13 protein-coding genes are annotated in these 14,021 nt (G+C 71.6%); 2 read left to right on the top strand and 11 right to left on the bottom strand.

What is annotated here, in order from left to right:
- Positions 1 to 8: 8 nt before the first annotated feature.
- The 3 genes from cobT to cobA are packed head-to-tail and all read right to left on the bottom strand — an operon-like array spanning position 9 to position 3,158.
- On the bottom strand, positions 9 to 1,019 hold the full coding sequence (gene cobT, locus SIL87_RS10100) for a nicotinate-nucleotide--dimethylbenzimidazole phosphoribosyltransferase (RefSeq protein ID WP_319614049.1): 1,011 nt from the start codon (positions 1,017 to 1,019) through the stop codon (positions 9 to 11).
- Positions 1,012 to 2,355: a cobyrinate a,c-diamide synthase gene (locus SIL87_RS10095; protein WP_319614048.1), complete on the bottom strand. Its 1,344-nt coding sequence runs from the start codon at positions 2,353 to 2,355 to the stop codon at positions 1,012 to 1,014. Before SIL87_RS10095 ends, cobT begins: the two co-directional genes overlap by 8 nt.
- On the bottom strand, positions 2,352 to 3,158 hold the full coding sequence (gene cobA / locus SIL87_RS10090) for a uroporphyrinogen-III C-methyltransferase (RefSeq protein WP_319614047.1): 807 nt from the start codon (positions 3,156 to 3,158) through the stop codon (positions 2,352 to 2,354). The genes SIL87_RS10095 and cobA overlap by 4 nt, the downstream gene beginning before the upstream one ends.
- Positions 3,159 to 3,208: 50 nt before the next feature.
- On the opposite strand from cobA, the gene SIL87_RS10085 reads away from it, so the two are divergent.
- A complete protein-coding gene (locus tag SIL87_RS10085; protein ID WP_319614046.1) occupies positions 3,209 to 4,312 on the top strand; it encodes a cobalt-precorrin-5B (C(1))-methyltransferase in 1,104 nt (367 codons plus the stop codon).
- Here the strand turns inward: SIL87_RS10085 and cobM are convergent.
- Genes cobM through cbiE form a run of 3 tightly spaced genes read right to left on the bottom strand, consistent with a single transcriptional unit; the run spans position 4,270 to position 6,631 of the window.
- A complete protein-coding gene (cobM, locus tag SIL87_RS10080; protein ID WP_319614045.1) occupies positions 4,270 to 5,040 on the bottom strand; it encodes a precorrin-4 C(11)-methyltransferase in 771 nt (256 codons plus the stop codon). The two genes, SIL87_RS10085 and cobM, sit on opposite strands and share 43 nt — an antisense overlap.
- The gene (locus SIL87_RS10075) at positions 5,037 to 5,411 is read right to left on the bottom strand and encodes a cobalamin biosynthesis protein (RefSeq protein WP_319614044.1); all 375 of its coding nucleotides are present in this window, start codon (positions 5,409 to 5,411) and stop codon (positions 5,037 to 5,039) included. Before SIL87_RS10075 ends, cobM begins: the two co-directional genes overlap by 4 nt.
- Complete coding sequence (gene cbiE / locus SIL87_RS10070) at positions 5,408 to 6,631, bottom strand: precorrin-6y C5,15-methyltransferase (decarboxylating) subunit CbiE (protein WP_319614043.1); 1,224 nt, start codon at positions 6,629 to 6,631, stop codon at positions 5,408 to 5,410. Before cbiE ends, SIL87_RS10075 begins: the two co-directional genes overlap by 4 nt.
- On the opposite strand from cbiE, the gene SIL87_RS10065 reads away from it, so the two are divergent.
- On the top strand, positions 6,614 to 7,393 hold the full coding sequence (locus SIL87_RS10065) for a cobalt-precorrin-6A reductase (RefSeq protein WP_319614042.1): 780 nt from the start codon (positions 6,614 to 6,616) through the stop codon (positions 7,391 to 7,393). The genes cbiE and SIL87_RS10065 overlap by 18 nt on opposite strands.
- Here the strand turns inward: SIL87_RS10065 and cobJ are convergent.
- From cobJ to cobN, 5 genes are read right to left on the bottom strand one after another with little or no spacing between them, the layout of a single operon-like run.
- Positions 7,363 to 8,166, bottom strand: coding sequence for a precorrin-3B C(17)-methyltransferase (cobJ, locus tag SIL87_RS10060; protein ID WP_319614041.1), 804 nt, complete (start codon positions 8,164 to 8,166; stop codon positions 7,363 to 7,365). The genes SIL87_RS10065 and cobJ overlap by 31 nt on opposite strands.
- On the bottom strand, positions 8,163 to 8,894 hold the full coding sequence (locus SIL87_RS10055) for a precorrin-2 C(20)-methyltransferase (protein ID WP_319614040.1): 732 nt from the start codon (positions 8,892 to 8,894) through the stop codon (positions 8,163 to 8,165). Before SIL87_RS10055 ends, cobJ begins: the two co-directional genes overlap by 4 nt.
- Positions 8,891 to 9,520 carry a precorrin-8X methylmutase gene (locus SIL87_RS10050; protein ID WP_319614039.1) on the bottom strand — a complete coding sequence of 210 codons (630 nt, stop codon included), beginning with the start codon at positions 9,518 to 9,520 and terminating at the stop codon, positions 8,891 to 8,893. The genes SIL87_RS10055 and SIL87_RS10050 overlap by 4 nt, the downstream gene beginning before the upstream one ends.
- Positions 9,517 to 10,737 carry a hypothetical protein gene (locus SIL87_RS10045; RefSeq protein ID WP_319614038.1) on the bottom strand — a complete coding sequence of 407 codons (1,221 nt, stop codon included), beginning with the start codon at positions 10,735 to 10,737 and terminating at the stop codon, positions 9,517 to 9,519. The genes SIL87_RS10050 and SIL87_RS10045 overlap by 4 nt, the downstream gene beginning before the upstream one ends.
- Positions 10,686 to 14,021, bottom strand: coding sequence for a cobaltochelatase subunit CobN (gene cobN / locus SIL87_RS10040; protein WP_319614037.1), 3,336 nt, complete (start codon positions 14,019 to 14,021; stop codon positions 10,686 to 10,688). The genes SIL87_RS10045 and cobN overlap by 52 nt, the downstream gene beginning before the upstream one ends.

Below are 14,021 nucleotides of genomic sequence, written 5' to 3'. Positions count from 1 at the left end.
ATGCGAACCTAACCAGCACCGTCCGAAACCCCGGCCTCGGCGAAACTCGCCATCCCGCTATGGCACGCCACCGCCGCGCGCAGCACCGGCACCGCCAGCGCCGCACCCGACCCCTCGCCCAGCCGCATCCCCAGATCCAGCAACGCCGCCTGCCCCAGCGCCGCCACCAGCCGCCGATGCCCCGCTTCCGCCGAAACATGCGCGACCAGCGCATGATCCAACCCACCCTGAGCCAGCACCGCCAGCGGTGCCGCCGCCGCCGTACACACGAACCCGTCGAGCAGTACCGGCACACCCTGCTCGCGCGCCGCGATCACCGCGCCCAGAATCGCCGCAAGTTCCCGCCCCCCGAGCGCCGCCGCCGCCGCCAGCGGGTCGGCCAGCACCGCCTCATGGCGCGCGAGCCCACGGTCGATCACCGCCGCCTTGCGCCCCACACCCGCCTGATCCAGCCCGGTCCCGCGCCCGGCCCACGCCGCGCCGCCCCCGCCGAACAACGCCGCCGCCAGCGCCGCCGCCACCGTGGTATTGCCGATCCCCATCTCGCCGAGACACAACAAATCGATCCCCGGCGCCACCGCGTCGCTCCCCACCGCCACCGCCGCCCGGAATTCATCCGCCGACATTGCTGTCCCCACGGTGAAATCGCCGGTCGGCCTCGCAACCTCGACCGGCACGACCCGCAGCCCCGCCCCGGCGACCCGCGCCAATTGATTGATCGCCGCCCCGCCCGCCGCGAAGTTCCCGACCATCTGCGCGGTCACTTCAGCCGGAAAGGACGAAACCCCCTGCGCCACCACGCCATGATTCCCCGCGAACACGACAATCTCGACCCGGTCGAGCCGTGGCATCGCCCGCCCTTGCCAGCGCGCCAGCCACGCCGCCAGATCCTCCAGCCGCCCGAGGCTGCCCGGCGGCTTGGTCAGCGTGTCCTGCCGCGCCCGCACCGCCGCTTCCGCCGCTGCATCCCCGGTCCCGAAGGTACTGACCCGCGCCCGCAAATCGTCGAATTCACTCATCGTCATCATCCTCGTTGATCGGCGCAATCGCATGAAAAAACGAACCCGAAACACAGCCGCGCCGCCCGCCATGCGGCGGCAGCGCCACCCCGCGCGCATCGCGCAGCACCGCCAGCGGCGCATCCTCCCCCGGTTCGGTGACCGAGGCATAATGAAACTCATGCCCGCGCAAGCGCTGCCCGGCCCGGCCCAGGGCGCAATCCTCCAGCAGCACCGCCGCCCGATACCCCAGATGCAACCGCCGCTGCGCGAAACTGGTCTCCTGCCCGAGCAGCCCGGTCATCGCGTGGCGCACCCCCGCCGCATCGGTCAGCCCCGCGCCGAGCACCATGAACCCGCCGCATTCCCCATGCACAAGCCGGCTCGCCGCGAAATCCCGCAATCCACTCGCAAACCGCCGCGCCGCCGCGAGCCGCCCGGCATGAAGCTCGGGATACCCGCCCGGCAACCAGCACGCATCGCAATCCGCCGGCGGGGCCTCATCCGCCAGCGGCGAAAACCGCACGACCTCCGCCCCCGCCGCCCGCCATCCGGCGAGCAGATGCGGATAAACGAAGCTGAACGCCTCATCGCTCGCCAGCGCCACACGCTGCCCCGGAGGAGCCAGACCCGGAGCCAGACCCGGGGCCAAACCCGAAGCCGCCCCGATCGGCCCGCCCGCCACAGCGATCAACCCGTCGATATCGATATCCCGCCCCGCCACATCGCCAAGCCGGTCGATGAACGCGGCGAGCCCCGCATGTTCCCCCGCCTGCACCAGCCCGAGATGCCGCTCCGGCAGGGACAGCGCCGCATCGCGCATCACGCACCCCAGCACCGCAATCCCCGCCGCCGCCATCGCCTCGCTCACCTGATCCCGATGCCGCGCACTCCCCACCCGGTTCAGAATCACCCCCGCCACCCGGACATCCGGATCGAACCCGATGAACCCGCGCGCCACCGCCGCCGCCGATTGCGATTGCCCGGACACATCGAGCACCAGCACCACCGGAATGTCATACCGCGCCGCGATATCCGCCGCCGCCCCCCGCCGGAACCGCGTCGTCCCCACCCCGTCGAACAACCCCATCGACGATTCGATCACCAGAATCTCCGCTGGCTCCGCCTGCGCCGCGATCACCCGATCCAGCAGCGCAGGCCCCATCGCCCAACTGTCGAGATTGACGCTCGCGGCTCCGCTCGCCGCCGCATGAAACGCGGGATCGATGTAATCCGGCCCCGATTTCGCCGCCCGCACCGCAACCCCGCACCGCCGCAGCGCCGCCAACACCCCCAGCGTCACCGTGGTCTTGCCGCTCCCCGATCGCGGCGCCGCAATGATCACCGCGCGCGTCATACCGAGGCAAGCGCAGGCAGCAAATCGAGCAGCGCAGCCCGCGCCGCCACCACCGCCCCGATCACCACGATCGCCGGTGCCCCGATCCCCTCACGCGCAACCTCATCGACCAGCGCATCCAGCCTGCTGATCAGAATCCGCTGCGAAGGCAGCGTCGCCGAAGCGATCGCCGCCGCCGGCGTCTCGCCCGCCAACCCGCCCGCCATCAACGCCGCACAGATCGCCGCCAGATTGGTCATCGCCATATACAGCACGATCGGCTGGCCCAGCCGCGCCAGCGCCGCCCAATCCATCCCTTCGTCACGCACCGCGCCATGCCCGGTCGCGAACACCACCGCCTGATTGACGCCGCGCAGCGTCAGCGGGATCAACCCGCTCGCCATGCTCGCAAGCCCCGAGGTCAGCCCCGGCACGATCCTGAACCGCACCCCCGCCGCCGCCAGCGTCAACGCCTCCTCGCCGCCCCGCCCGAACATGAACGGATCGCCGCCCTTCAGCCGCAGCACCCGCAACCCCTCGTGCGCCAGCCCGATCAGCTGCGCCGTGATATCCGCCTGCACCGCCGAAGGTTTGCCCCCGCGCTTGCCCGCCGCAATCAGCCGCGCCCCCGACCCCGCCAGACGCAGCACCCGCGGATCGACCAGCGCATCATGCACCACCGCATCCGCCTGCCGCAGCCCGGCCAGCGTCAACAACGTCAGATGCGCCGGATCACCCGGCCCGGCCCCCGCAAGCCACACCGATCCCGGCTCCAGCCGGGGCAAATCACCCAGATCATCCAGAACATCCCCCACGCCGCTCATCCGCTCCCCCCGATGTGACTCGACCGCCGCGCCACGATATAGTCCCGCCCGTGACGAACCGGACGCCGCTCCGCCGTGGCTGGACCACGGGTGCCTGTGCGACCGCCGCGGCCAAATCCGCCTGCGCGGCCCTGCTGACCGGCGACTTCCCCGATCCGGTGACCATCACCCTGCCCAACGGCGCCACCACCGCCTTCACCCTCGCGGAAGCCACCCGCACCGAAACCACCGCCACCGCCGCCATCGTCAAGGACGCGGGCGACGACCCCGACGTCACCCACGGCGCCCTGATCCGCGTCACCCTCAGCCCCGCCCCACCCGGCGCCGGCCTGATCTTCCGCGCCGGCGAAGGCGTCGGCACCATCACCCGCCCCGGCCTGCCGATCCCCCCCGGCGAACCCGCGATCAACCCGGTCCCCCGCGCGATGATCCGCACCGCCCTCACCGAAATTGCCGGACCCGACCCCGATTTCATCGTCGAAATCGCCATCCCCGGCGGCGAGACCCTCGCCGAACGCACCCTCAACGCCCGCCTCGGCATCATCGGCGGCCTCTCGATCCTCGGCACCACCGGCATCGTCATCCCGTTCTCCTGCGCCGCCTGGATCGACAGCATCCATCGCGGGATCGACGTCGCCCGCGCCTCCGGCCTCACCCACATCGCGGGCGCCACCGGCCGCACCTCCGAACGCGCCGTCCAGACCCTCCACGCCCTCGACGACGTCGCCCTGATCGAAATGGGCGATTTCGTCGGCGGCATGCTGAAATACCTCCGCCGCCACCAGCTTCCCCGCGTCACCATCGCCGGCGGCGTCGCCAAAATCACCAAACTCGCCCAGGGCCGGCTCGACCTCCACTCCAAGCGCCACGCGGTCGACCGCGCTGCCCTCGCCGCCCTCGCGCCCGCCCTCACCGCCCCGATCATGGAAGCGAACACCATCGCCGAAATCCTCACCCTCGCGCAGAGCTCCGGCATCGACCTCGGCACCACCATCGCCGACGCCGCCTGGCACACCGCCGCCAGCGTCCTCGCGGGCACCGGCACCACGCTCGACATCGTCATCTTCGACCGCGAAGGCCGCCTCGCCGGCCGCACCACCCCAAGCCCGGTTCACGACCTTGCCCCCGACCCCGGCCTGAACCTGCGGTCATAACCCGCATCATACAACGCACTCTCGCGCCCCTGCCGCGCCCCGAGCGACCACCCCACGAAAATCACCGCCGTCCGCTCCACCGGGTCGCCCGCCAGCATCCCCCCAATCGTCCCGAGCGTGCCCCGCACCACCCGCTCATCCGCCCAGCTCGCCCGCGCCACCACCGCAACCGGGCATTCCGCGCCATAAGCCGGCGTCAACCGCGCCACCACCTCACCGATCGCATGAACCGCCAGATGCACCGCCAGCATCGCCCCGGTCGCCCCGAACCCTTCCAGCGTCTCGCCCGCCGGCATCGCCGAAGCCCGCCCGGCCACCCTGGTAATCACCAGGCTCTGCGCCACCTCCGGCAAGGTCAATTCCTGCCCCAGCGCCGCCGCCGCCGCCGCAAACGCCGGCACCCCCGGCGTCAGCGTATAGGCAATCCCCCGCGCCTCCAGTCGCCGGATCTGCTCCGCCACCGCCGAATACAGCGCCAGATCCCCCGAATGCAGCCGCGCCACATCCACCCCCGCCGCATCCGCCGCCACGAACTCCGCCTCGATTTCATCGAGGCTCATCGGCGCGGTATCGACAATCCGCGCCCCCACTGGACAGAAATCCAGCATCGCCCGCGGCACCAGCGACCCCGCGAACAAACATACCGGGCACCGCGCCAGAATATCCCGCCCCCGCAACGTCAACAAATCCGCCGCCCCCGGCCCCGCGCCGATGAAATGCACCGTCACGCCCCATCCCCCTCGGCCAGCGCACAGGTCACCCCGGGCCCCTCGATCCGCGCGAGCACCAGCCGCGCCCCCACCCCCGCCGCCGCCAGCGCGCACCCTTCCGCCACCGAAGCCACCCCCACCGCCGCTGCCACGAACGCCGACCGTGTCGCACACTCCCCCTGAACCGCCGCCAAAGCCTCAGCCCCCACCCATATCACCGGCACCCCCAGCAACCCCGCCGCCGCCCTCACCCCCGCCTCATCCACCTTGAACGACGCCGCCGCCAACACCCCGATCTCGCACCCCGCCAACCCCGCCGCCCGCCGCACCAGCGCCGCGATCGCCGCACCCTCCGCCCCGCGCCGGCACCCGACCCCGGCAACGATCATCCCTTCACCCCGCGCCACTGGGTCACCGTCATCCCCGGTCGAAACCCGTGCATCCGCCCGACCCGATCCAGCCGCTCCACCCCCAGCCGGGTCAACCGCCCGCCGAACCGCCGATGCGCCGCGAACAAGGCCGCCTCGGTCTCGATCGTCACGGCATTGACCACCATCCGCCCGCCCGCCCGCAACGCCTGCCACCCCACCCCGATCACCTCATCCCCCGCCCCACCGCCGATGAACACCGCATCCGGCACCGCCAGCCCCGCCAGCGCGCCGGGTGCCTCACCCACCACCACCTCGTAATGTCCAACCCCCAGCGCCGCCGCATTTTCCCGCGCCCGCGCCGCCCGCACGCCATCCCGCTCGACCGCCACCACCCGGTTGCGCGGATGCGCCCGCAGAAACTCGATCCCGACCGACCCCGATCCGCACCCCACATCCCACAACAAATCCCCCGGGCGCGGCGAAAGCGCCGCCAGCGTCACCGCCCGGATCTCGGCCTTGGTGATCTGCCCGTCATGTGCGAACGCGTCATCCGGCAACCCCGGCACACACCCCACCCCATTGCCCGCCCCCGCCACCTCGATCGCCAGCAGATTGAGCCGATCGATCCCGCCGGGCATCACCCCGAACCCAACCTCCCGCACCCGCTCCCGCGCCCCGCCGAGCGCCTCCATCACATAAACCCGCGACTCCCCGAACCCGCGCGCCCGCAACAGCGCCATCACGGCTCCCGGCGTCGTCTCATCCGCGGACAGCACCATGAGCCGCGCCCCCGCATACAAATGCGCCGCCACCCGCCCGACCGGATGCCCGCAGCACGAAACCACAATCACCTCCTGCAACGCCCAGCCCAGCCGCGCCGCCGCGAGCGACACGCAGGACGCCACCGGCACGCAGCGATACTCCTCCCGCGAAAAATGCCGCGCCAGCAACGATCCCACCCCATGAAAGAACGGATCGCCCGACGCCAGCACCACCACCGCCCAGCCCCGCCGCGCCGCGATCGCGGCCACCCCATCGCCGATCGGTCGCGGCCACACCATCCGCTCCCCCGCAATCAACGATGACGCCAGCGCGATATGCCGCGCCCCGCCCACCACCAGCTCCGCCTGCCCAATCAACGCCCGCGCCGCCGCGCCCAGCCCGGCAATCCCCTCCTCGCCTATTCCCAGAATGCTCAACCAGTGCGACGAACCGGGCCGATGACCCCGAACCCCCACCTCAACCTGCTCATCCTCGGCGGCTCCAGCGAAGCCTCCGATCTCGCCCGCCGCATCGCGCCCGATCCGCGCTACGCCGCCACCCTCTCTTTCGCCGGCCGCACCCGCAACCCCATCCTCCCGCCGATCCCCTGCCGCATCGGCGGCTTCGGCGGCGCCATCGGCCTCGCCGCCTACCTCCGCGACCACGCGATCGACGCGCTGATCGACGCCACCCACCCCTTCGCCGCCCGCATCACCGCCAACGCCGTCCACGCCGCCGCAATCACCGCCACGCCGCTCCTGCGGATCGACCGTCCCGCCTGGCAACCCGTTGCAGCCGATCACTGGATGGAACTCCCCACCATGGCCGCCGCCGCCGCCGCCATCGGCCCCACCCCGCGCCGCGTCTTCCTCACCATCGGCCAGCAGGACCTCGCCCCGTTCCGCGCCACCCCCCGGCACCACTACCTCATCCGCAGCATCGACCCGCCGGACCCCGATCTCATCCCGCCCGACGCCACCCTCATCACCGCGCGCGGCCCGTTCGACGAAGAGGCCGAACGCACCCTCCTGCGCGCCCACCAGATCGACATCCTCGTGACCAAAAACGCCGGCGCCGCCGCAACCGAAGCCAAACTCGCCGCCGCCCGCAGCCTCGCTCTGCCGGTCATCATGATCGCCCGCCCGCCGACCCCGCCGGTCGATCGCGTCGAGACCGTCACCGCCGCGCTCGACTGGCTGTCCCGGCTTCACGATGCCGCCACCCCGCGCGGGGTATAAACCCAGCTCGTCCCGTCCGCCCGCGCGATCACTCTGGTTTCCGCCGTCCCCACCATCACCAGCGTCCGCATATCCGCCAGCGCCGGATCGGCGGCACCCAGGCTCGTCACCGTGACAAGCTCATCCGTCCGGCTCACCGAGCGCGCGAACATCACCGGCACTTCCTCCGGCAAGACCGCGCGCAGCACCTCGAAACACCGCCCGATCTGCCACGCCCGCGCCCTCGACGCCGGGTTATACAGCGCCATCACGAACCCCGCCCCCGCCGCCGCGACCAGCCGCCGCTCGACCGTCTCCCACGGCTTGAGATTATCCGAGAGCGAAATCGCACAGAAATCATGCCCGAGCGGCGCACCCACCCGCGCCGCCACCGCCAGCAGCGCCGAAATCCCCGGCACCACCGACACATCGAGCCCCCGCCATGCCGGATCGCCTTGCTCGATCGCCTCGAACACCGCGCTCGCCATGCCGAACACCCCGGCATCCCCGCCCGAGACCACCGCCACAACCCGCCCCGACGCCGCCAGCCCCAACGCATGGCGCGCCCGCTCAAGCTCGACCCGGTTATCGCTGGCATGAACCACCACCTCCGGCCCCACCGCCAGCCGCGCCAGATACGGCCCGTACCCGACCAGATCGGTCGCCCCCGCCAGCGCCGCCCGCGCCTGCGGCGTCACCATCGCCTCATCCCCCGGCCCGATCCCGACCACGACCAGCCGCCCGCCTGTCCGCTCCGCCGTCACCTGATCCGCGCTCACCCTGTCTGCGCTCACCGGACCCCCCGGCGTCCGGGGATCAGCACCATCGAAAAATACGGCGCGCCGGGCGTCACCACATCGCCCAGCTTCATCACCGCCTCGCCCGTCATGCTCCCCCGCTCGACATAGATCGCCCGATCCATCACCCCGGCCTGACGCGCCGCCTCGCGGATCTTGGCGAGATTCCGCCCCACTTTCATGATCACCGCCGCCCCGCCGCCGCCCAGCCGCGCCGCCAGCTCATCCCCCGGCAGCGTCCCCGGCAGAACACTCAGCACGTCATCACCGTGGGCAATCGGCACCCCCGCGCGCGACCAGCACGCGCTCATCCCCGAAACGCCCGGAATCACCTCATGGCGATAAGCCGGCCCCAGCCGGTCGGCCAAATACATCGCGGAACCATACAAAAACGGATCGCCCTCGCAGAGCAGCGCGACATCCGCACCGCCATCCAGCGCCGCCGCAACCTCACGTGCCGATTTGTCATAAAAACAATCCATTGCCGCCCGATATTCATCGCTCACATGAGCAATTTCGGTGGTATAGGGATACTCGAAGCGCAACTCCCGCACCCCCCGCGCCAGCAACCCCTCGGCAATCCCCCGCGCATGGCCCACCCGCCCGCTTTTGGCGAAATACGCAACCACCGGCGCCTCCCCGAGCACCCGCGCCGCCTTGCGCGTCAACAGGTCCGGATCGCCCGGCCCCATCCCCACGATCGACAGTTTCCCCCGCTCGCTCATTCGCGTTCGGACGCGATCGCATTCACCGCCGCCGCCGCCATCGCGCTGCCGCCCCGCCGCCCGCGCACCACGGCATACGGGATCGCGGTTTGCGCCGCGAGCGCCGCCTTCGATTCCACCGCGCCGACGAACCCCACCGGCATCCCGATCACCGCCGCCGGGCGCGGTGCCCCCGCCGCGATCATCTCCAGCAGATGAAACAGCGCGGTCGGCGCATTGCCGATCGCCACCACCGCCCCCGCCAGCCGATCACCCCATAATTCCAGCGCCGCCGCCGAGCGCGTCGTCCCGAGCCGCACAGCCAGCCCCGGCACCGCGGCCTCGCGCAGCGTGCACACCACCTCATTGCCCGCCGGCAGCCGCGCCCGGGTAATCCCGTGCGCCACCATCTCGGAATCGCACAAAACCGGTGCCCCCGCCCGCAGCGCGCCCCGCGCGATCGCGACGAACCCTTCGGAAAACCCGATATCCCGCGCGATATCCACCATCCCGCTCGCATGAATGATCCGCACCGCCACCTGCGCCTCATCAGGCCCGAACGCCGCGAGATCAGCCTCGGCGCGGATCGTCGCAAACGAGCGCGCATAGATCGCCGCCCCGTCATGGATGTAGTCGAATCCGCTCATGCCGGCACTTTCATCATCAATTCCGCGCGCACCGCCGCCAGATCGAGGCCCCGCCGCACCGGCGTATCGCCCGCCCGCCCGTTCCGCACCAGATCATACCGTCCATCGCGCCCCACCAGCGTCACCTCCGCCGGTCCCGGATGCGCGCAGCCCTTGGCGCAGCCCGACACATGAACCCCGCGCCCGGTATCGCCGAGCGCCAGCGCATCCGCCCGTGTCGCCCGCCCCGCCGCCGCACAGAACGGTGCCCCCACACAGGCCTGCACCCCGAACCGCCAATCCGGCCCCGCCACGATCATCCCCTCGGCCGCAGCCACGTCAGCCAGACGCGTCGCCGCCGCCTGCGTCACCCCGGCGATCACCACCGCCCGCCAGGGCGTGAACCGCAGCACCCCATCGCCGAACGAGGCCGCCAGATCGGCCAGAAGCCGGAGTAAATCCGCATTCATCGCCCCGAACACCAGCCCGAGCCCGAACGCCCCGCGATCCGCCGCATAAGCCACAAACCCCAAGGGCGGCACCCTCGCCGCCCGCGCCATCCCCATCCGCTCGGGCCGCCGTCCCGCGCGCAGCGCCGGCGCGCACGCCTCCAGCCGCCGCCGCACCACCGCGACCAGATCCCCCGCCGAACACACCTCGTCATCCACGACCCACCCCGTCGCCGCCGCCCCAATCGCCGCCGTCCCAATCGCCGCCGTCCCAATCGCCGCCGTCCTGATCGCGATATCCGCACCGACCGACCCCAGTCCGATCACGCCCCCCGCATCGAACGACACCGAAAATTTCTCCGCCGGTCCTTCCAACCCGGTCATCCCCGCCACAACCGCCGCAATCTCCCCCGCCAGCGCCCCGGCCTCCGGTGCCGCCGCCGGATCGACCCCGAGCAACGGCGAGACCATCAACCCCGGCGTCCCTACCGGCTGATCGACCCCAAGCCCGCCCACGATCGCCGCAAACGACGCCGCCGAGCCCAAATCAAACCCGCGAAACTGCAAATTCCCCCGCTGGGTCAGGTCGATCAGCCCATTGCCATGCGCCGCCGCCGCCGCCGCAACCTGCCGCGCCGCTCCGGCATCGATCCGCCCGAAAACCGGCCTTACCCGCACCAGCAGCCCATCCGCCGCCGGCATCGGCGTCGCGAGACTCGGGCACCACCCCCGCCGCGTCACAGCACGCCCGCGAGCAATGCCGCGACATCGTTGCGGCGCGGATGCCACCAGCCGCGCCGCAACGCCTCGGCAAACCGCCCCGCAATCGCCGCCCGCGTCGCCGGATTCTCCGCCTCCAGAAACGCCGCGACCGCCGCATCCCCCAGAATCGCCCCGAATGCCAGATCGAACTGCGCATCGAATCGCTCCGGCATGGTCGCCGCAAACCCGTGCAATCCCTCGACCCCCCGCGCAATCTCCGAGGCCCCGCGATACCCGTGCCGCATCATCCCCGCGATCCAGCGCGGATTGGCCAGCCGCCCCCGCACCACCCGCGCGACCTCCTCGGCCACCAGCCGCGCGCGCGGCGTCTCCGGCTGCGAGGTATCCACGTGATACAACGCCGTCTCCGCCCCCAGCAGCGCGGCGGCAGCGGCAAACCCGCCCTCATGCGCCGCATATTCCGAACTCTCCAGAATATCGGTCCCGGCATGATCCTGCTGATGCACGAACGCCCCCGCCGCCGCGACGCGCGCACCAAACCCCGCCGCATCCGCAACCCCGTCCAACCCGAGCCCGTAGGCGCTCGACGAGGCCGCCAGATACGCCCGCCCCAGATCGTCCCGCCCGTCCCAGCCGCCCCGCGCCAGCAAATCCCCGACCGCGACGCCGTAATCCCCCGGTGCCGCACCGAACACCCGCGCCGTCGCCCGCCGCAGCGCCTCGCCTTCGAGCCCGCGCGCCGCCGCCGCCAGCGGGTTCCAGTCCCCCGCCTCGTCCCGCGCCGCCACCGCCCGCACCGCCGCATCGAACAGCGCGATCTGCATCTCGAACGCATCGCGAAACAGGCCGGAAATCCGCAGCGTCACATCCACCCGGGGCCGATCCATCGCGGCCAGCGGCACCATTTCGAACCCGCTCACCCGCCCCGATCCCTCATCCCACACCGGCGCCACCCCCATCAGCACCAGCGCCAGCGCGAAATCCTCGCCCCCGGTCCGCAGGCTCGCACTCCCCCACAGATCGATCACCACGCAGCGCAAATCCTCGCCCTGCTCCTGACGATGCCGGTCGAGCACCACCCGCGCCGCCTTCGCGGCCAACCCCATCGCCGCACGGGTCGGCAACAGCCGGGGATCGAGCGTGGTCAGGTTCCGCCCGGTCGGCAGCACATCCGCCCGCCCCCGCGTCGGCGCCCCTGCCGGCCCCGGCTCGACGAAGCGCCCGTCCAGCGCCGCCAGCAGCGCCGCCATCTCCGCCGCGCCGGACCGATCCAGCCGATCCGCCAGCACCCCCGCCCCAACCTCCGGGCAACTCGCGATCAGCCCCGCCAGCATCGCCTCCCGTCCCGCCGGGGCCTGGCCGAACACGTGCAGCCCGTCCCTGATCTGCAACTCCTTGACGTCGCACAAATACGCATCGAGCCGTGCGAGGGCGACATCCTCGGGCGCATCCGCCGCCACCCCGCATTCCGCCAGCAACCCGGCTGCCCCCGCGCGCTCGATAATCTCCCGGCGCAACCCCGCCGCCCGCCGCCGATCCAGCCCGTCCGCCGCGGCGTATTCATCGATCAGCCGTTCCAACGCACCGCCCGAAGTCGGCCCCGCGGCAATGAGCGGCGGGGTCAGATGCCCGATCGTCACCGCCCCCAGCCGCCGCTTCGCCGCCGCCGCCTCGCCCGGATTGTTCACGATGAACGGATAGATCACCGGCACCCCCCGCATCAGCGCCACCGGAAAACAATCCGCCGCCCCCGCCGCCGCCTTGCCCGGCAACCATTCCAGCGTGCCATGCGTGCCCATATGCACCACCGCATCCACGCCCTCGATCAGGCGCAACCACAAATAAAACGCGATATACTCATGGCAGGGCGGGCAATCCGCATCGTGATACCCCGCCTTCCGGTCAACCCCGCCCCGATCCGGCTGCACCGCAATCACGGCAGCCCCGCACCGCACCAGCCGCGCCTCAAAATCCCCGACCCGATCCGCCGGATCACCCCAGACCTCGATCATCCGCGCCCGCACCGACCCCGGCAGATCCGCAAACAACCGCCGATACTCCGCACAGGTCAGAAACCGCACACCCGGGCCCCGGCCCAACGCCTCGGCGAGCCCCGCCGCCGCAACCCTCCCGCACCGATACCCCGCCGCCGCCAACCGCGTCAGAATCTCCTGCAGACTCGCGAAACTATCCAGCCCCACCGCATGAGCCACCTGCCCCGATGCCGCCCCGCCAACCCCCGGATAATCCGAAACGATCAGCCCGATCCGCCGCTCCCCCGCCGTCCTTTGCGCGAGCCGCACCCACCCCGCCGCCCGATCCGCCGCCAGCGCCACGCCCTCAGCATCCGCCCGGTTGACCACCCGCGAAAACTCAAGCCCCGCCAGCGTCTCCGCCTCGGCCTTGAACGAGATCGCCGTGGTCGACAGCCGCCCATCCAGCTCCGGCAGCGCCACCTGCATCGCCAGATCGGCCTGCGAAACCCCGCGAAACCCCGCCCGCCACGCCTCGATGAACTGCCCGGACAAAATCACCTGCAACACGCTCACCCCCGCCGCATCCAGCGGCGATCCCGCCTCGTCGCGCGCCGAAAACCCGGTCGCATTCAGCACCACCAGCGGCGCGACCCGCGCCAGCCGCTCCCGCACGAACCGCGCCGACTCCGCATCTTTCAAACTCGCCACGAACCACGCTTCCGCCGGCATCCCCCGCGCCGCCAGCGCCGCCAGCAGCGCCTCCACCGGCTCGACATCCCCGGCCAGCAGATGCGACCGATAGAACACCACCACCGCCACCGCATCCGCCGCTTCCCGCCACACCCCCGCCTGCGCCAACTGAGCCGGTGCCGCCTGCACCGCGTCCCCCACCCCGGCCAGATGCGCCATCACCCCCAGCGCCGCCGCGCAATTCGCAGGCCCGCCGATCCGCAGATAATCCGCAAGCCGCCCCCGGATCGCGCCATCCACCGCCCCCACCGCAGCCAGCCGCGCATCCACCCGCCCGTCCCCTTCGAGCATCACCAGCGCAATCCCCCGCGCCGCACAGCACGACGCCACCTCCTCGACCCCGTAGCGCCAGTATTCCACCCCCCCGAGAATCCGCACCACCACGCATTTCGCCCGCGCGATCACCTGCTCGACATATAAATCCACCGAAAGCGGATGGCGCAGCCGCACCAGATTCGCGAGCCGCAACCCCGGCCGCACCGCCATCCCCCGCCACGCATCCGCCATCGCCCCCAGATCCGCATCGGAAAACGACAGAAACACCAGATCCGCCGGGCTCTGGCCCAGATCGACCGCCTGCGCCTCCTCATCCAGCGTCGCCGTCTCGCGGACCAGCAGATGCAT

The sequence above is a fragment of the Acidiphilium acidophilum genome (assembly GCF_033842475.1).
Taxonomy (GTDB): domain Bacteria; phylum Pseudomonadota; class Alphaproteobacteria; order Acetobacterales; family Acetobacteraceae; genus Acidiphilium; species Acidiphilium acidophilum.
This window is presented reverse-complemented; position numbering and strand designations above follow the sequence as displayed.